A 4364-nucleotide genomic window follows, 5' to 3' on the forward strand; every position below is an offset into this window, starting at 1 on the left:
CCCCGGCGCCCCGCCGCGCCCCGGCCCGCCCGTGAGAACGGCGTCCTGGCCTTCTACACCCGCGCGCGCAGGGGCTGGGACCGGCCGCTGACCGCCTACTACCTCATCTTCGGCGGCAGTCTGCTGATCACCGTGCTGGGCCTGGTGATGGTCTACTCGGCCTCCCAGATCACCGCGCTCCAGATGTCGCTGCCGGGTTCGTACTTCTTCCGCAAGCAGCTGCTGGCCGCCGTGATCGGCGCCGGGCTGCTGTTCGCCGCCTCACGCATGCCGGTGAAGCTGCACCGGGCCCTGGCCTACCCGATCCTCGCCGGCGCCGTCTTCCTCATGGCCCTGGTGCAGATCCCCGGGATAGGAGTGTCGGTCAACGGCAACCAGAACTGGATCGCGGTCGGCGGCTCCTTCCAGATCCAGCCCAGCGAGTTCGGCAAGCTCGCGCTCGTGCTGTGGGGCGCCGACCTGCTCGCCCGCAAGCAGGACAAGAAGCTGCTGAACCAGTGGAAGCACATGCTGGTTCCCCTCGTGCCTGCCGCGTTCATGCTGCTCGGGCTGATCATGATCGGCGGCGACATGGGCACCGCGATCATCCTCACGGCCATCCTGTTCGGCCTGCTCTGGCTGGCCGGCGCACCCACGCGCCTGTTCGCCGGTGTGCTGTCGATCGCCGCCGTACTCGGCCTGATCCTGATCAAGACCAGCGCGAACCGCATGGCGCGCCTGCAGTGCCTCGGCGCCACGGAACCCCAGTCGGGACCGGTCGACTGCTGGCAGGCCGTGCACGGCATCTACGCCCTCGCCTCCGGCGGAATCTTCGGCTCCGGGCTGGGGGCGAGTGTGGAGAAATGGGGCCAACTCCCCGAAGCCCACACCGACTTCATCTTCGCCGTCACCGGTGAGGAACTGGGCCTGGCGGGGACGCTGTCGGTACTCGCCCTCTTCGCGGCTCTAGGCTATGCGGGTATCCGCGTGGCCGGACGCACGGAGGACCCCTTCGTGAGGTATGCCGCGGGAGGCGTGACCACCTGGATCACGGCCCAGGCCGTGATCAACATCGGTGCGGTGCTCGGTCTGCTGCCGATCGCAGGCGTCCCCCTCCCGCTGTTCTCCTATGGGGGATCCGCCCTGCTGCCGACCATGTTCGCCATCGGGCTGCTGATCGCCTTCGCACGCGACGAGCCCGCTGCGCGGGCAGCGCTTGCGATGCGGCAACCCCGCTTTGGTAGAAAACGGGGGGCTGGGGGAACCGGTTCCGGCCGGAGTCCCCGGAGATGGAACACGATGCGACGGCGCGCCTCGGCGGCGCGTTCGTCCGGAGAGCGGTGAATTTCGGTGCATGTCGTACTCGCCGGCGGAGGAACCGCGGGCCACATCGAGCCCGCGCTCGCCCTCGCGGACGCCCTGCGCAGGCAGGATCCGACCGTGGGCATCACGGCCCTGGGCACGGAGCGAGGCCTGGAGACGCGTCTCGTACCCGAGCGCGGGTACGAACTCGCGCTGATCCCCGCCGTACCGCTGCCACGCAAGCCCACCCCCGAGCTGATCACCGTCCCGGGCCGGCTGCGCGGGACGATCAAGGCGACCGAGCAGATCCTGGAGCGCACCAAGGCGGACGCCGTGGTCGGCTTCGGCGGCTACGTCGCCCTGCCCGGCTACCTCGCGGCCAAGCGCCTGGGCGTGCCGATCGTCATCCACGAGGCCAACGCCCGCCCGGGCCTGGCCAACAAGATCGGCTCGCGGTACGCCAGCCAGGTCGCCGTCTCCACGCCCGACAGCAAGCTGCGGAACTCCCGCTACATCGGCATCCCGCTGCGCCGCTCCATCGCCACCCTGGACCGGGCCGCCGTACGCCCCGAGGCCCGCGCCGCGTTCGGGCTCGACCCGAACCTGCCCACGCTGCTGGTCACCGGTGGCTCGCAGGGCGCCCGCCGGCTGAACGAGGTCGTCCAGCAGGTCGCGCCCTGGCTCCAGCAGGCCGGAATCCAGATCCTGCACGCGGTCGGCCCGAAGAACGAACTGCCGCAGGTCCAGCAGATGCCGGGAATGCCCCCCTACATCCCGGTAAGTTACCTGGACCGGATGGACCTCGCGTACGCCGCGGCCGACATGATGCTCTGCCGCGCGGGCGCGATGACCGTCGCCGAGCTCTCAGCCGTCGGGCTCCCGGCCGCCTATGTCCCGCTGCCCATCGGCAACGGCGAACAGCGGCTCAACGCCCAGCCGGTGGTCAAGGCCGGCGGCGGCCTGCTGGTCGACGACGCGGAGCTGACCCCCGAGTGGGTCCAGCACAACGTCCTGCCCGTGCTCGCCGACCCGCACCGGCTGTACCAGATGTCCCGCGCCGCCGCCGAGTTCGGCCGCCGGGACGCCGACGACCTGCTCGTCGGCATGGTGTACGAGGCGATTGCCGCCAGTCGTGCACACCGCTAGGACCGTATGACGGAAGGCAGGGGAGCGTGGCCGGATCGACCACCGCCGAGCGCGGTGAACGCCAGCAGGAGTCGTCCGGCCCGCCGCCCGTCAGGCGTCTGAGGCGACGTCACCTTCGTGTGATCGTCATCCTGGGCCTCGCCCTGGTCTTCCTCGGCATCCCGACGGTCTGGCTCTTCTACGGCTCCGACTGGCTGCGCGCCGAGCATGTCTCCGTGTCGGGAACCCGGGTCCTGACGCCGGATCAGGTCGAGGCGGCCGCCGACGCCCCCCTCGGGAAGCCGCTGATTTCCGTCGACACCGATGCGATCGAGACGCGACTGCGGCAAAAATTGCCCCGAATTGACTCGGTTGACGTGGTCCGTTCCTGGCCCCATGGAATCGACCTGAAAGTGGTCGAGCGGACTCCGGTTCTGATTGTCCAAAAGGCCGGAAAGTTCGTCGAAGTGGACGATGAAGGTGTCCGTTTCGCCACGGTTTCCGAGGCGCCGAAAGGCGTGCCCGCACTGGAATTGACGCTCTCCCGGTCCAGCTCCGCCGCCGCGAGCCTGCGCCGTTTCGGCGAGGCCAGGCTGGTGCGCGAGGCGGTGGGCGTCGCCCGTGCCGTCCCGTCCGCCGTCGCACGCGACACACGGACCGTCAAGGTCCGTTCCTACGACGACATCTCGCTGGAGTTGAGGGACGGTCGCACGGTCGCCTGGGGGAGCAGCGAGAAGGGTGCGGCGAAGGCCCATACGCTCACGGCTCTGATGAAAGCCTCACCCGGTGCGCGGTACTTCGACGTGAGTGTTCCCACCGCGCCCGCGTCATCAGGGAGTTGACGCACATCCGCGCAGGCCAGCACCCTGGTTGGGCAGTGCTACGGCTGATCACATAGGGTGAAAAGAAAAACGGGAGGTTCGGCGTGTTCGTTGAAGGAGCGCCACTTGTCGACTTAGTGTCCTGTTCAGAAGACTCCAAGGAACAGACACACTGGTAACCCTAAACTTCAGGGTTAGGGTTCGGGTCGGCGATACGGACCGTCCCATTCGGCATCAGTCGTCGGGTCGCGGGGCGCAGCGCGCCACGGTGATTCGGCGACACGTAACTCGAGGCGAGAGGCCTTCGACGTGGCAGCACCGCAGAACTACCTCGCAGTCATCAAAGTCATCGGTGTCGGCGGCGGTGGTGTCAATGCCATCAACCGGATGATCGAGGTCGGTCTCAAGGGCGTCGAGTTCATCGCCATCAACACCGACGCGCAAGCTCTGTTGATGAGCGACGCCGACGTCAAGCTGGACGTCGGCCGTGAACTCACCCGCGGACTCGGCGCCGGAGCCAACCCGGCCGTGGGCCGCAAGGCCGCCGAGGACCACCGCGAGGAGATCGAGGAGGTCCTCAAGGGGGCCGACATGGTCTTCGTGACAGCCGGTGAAGGCGGCGGCACCGGCACCGGCGGCGCGCCCGTCGTGGCCAACATCGCCCGCTCGCTCGGTGCCCTCACCATCGGTGTGGTCACGCGCCCGTTCACCTTCGAGGGACGGCGCCGCGCGAACCAGGCCGAGGACGGCATCGCCGAGCTCCGCGAAGAGGTCGACACCCTCATCGTCATCCCGAACGACCGGCTGCTGTCCATCTCGGACCGCCAGGTCTCGGTGCTCGACGCCTTCAAGTCGGCCGACCAGGTCCTGCTCTCCGGTGTCCAGGGCATCACCGACCTCATCACCACCCCAGGCCTGATCAACCTCGACTTCGCCGACGTCAAGTCGGTCATGTCCGAGGCCGGCTCGGCCCTGATGGGCATCGGCTCGGCCCGCGGCGACGACCGCGCGGTGGCCGCCGCCGAGATGGCGATCTCCTCGCCGCTGCTGGAGGCGTCCATCGACGGCGCCCGCGGTGTGCTGCTCTCCATCTCCGGTGGCTCGGACCTCGGCCTGTTCGAGATCAACGAGGCCGCC

General features: G+C 68.8%; 4 protein-coding genes. All 4 read left to right on the forward strand.

Features of this window, described 5'->3' with window-relative positions:
- A partial coding sequence (ftsW, locus tag CCL05_RS35930; RefSeq protein ID WP_107400557.1) for a putative lipid II flippase FtsW occupies positions 1–1323 on the forward strand: 1323 nt, incomplete at its 5' end.
- 6 nt (positions 1324–1329) lie between these two features.
- Positions 1330–2427, forward strand: a complete 1098-nt coding sequence (murG, locus tag CCL05_RS35935; protein ID WP_086564840.1) for an undecaprenyldiphospho-muramoylpentapeptide beta-N-acetylglucosaminyltransferase — start codon at positions 1330–1332, stop codon at positions 2425–2427.
- 26 nt (positions 2428–2453) lie between these two features.
- Positions 2454–3248, forward strand: a complete 795-nt coding sequence (locus CCL05_RS35940; protein ID WP_086564841.1) for a cell division protein FtsQ/DivIB — start codon at positions 2454–2456, stop codon at positions 3246–3248.
- Positions 3249–3536: 288 nt separating this feature from the next.
- Positions 3537–4364, forward strand: an 828-nt coding sequence (ftsZ, locus tag CCL05_RS35950; protein ID WP_086564843.1) for a cell division protein FtsZ, incomplete at its 3' end; no start/stop codon positions are given.

The organism is Streptomyces africanus (genome assembly GCF_002150735.1).
In the GTDB taxonomy this organism is placed as follows: Bacteria; Actinomycetota; Actinomycetes; order Streptomycetales; family Streptomycetaceae; genus Streptomyces; species Streptomyces africanus.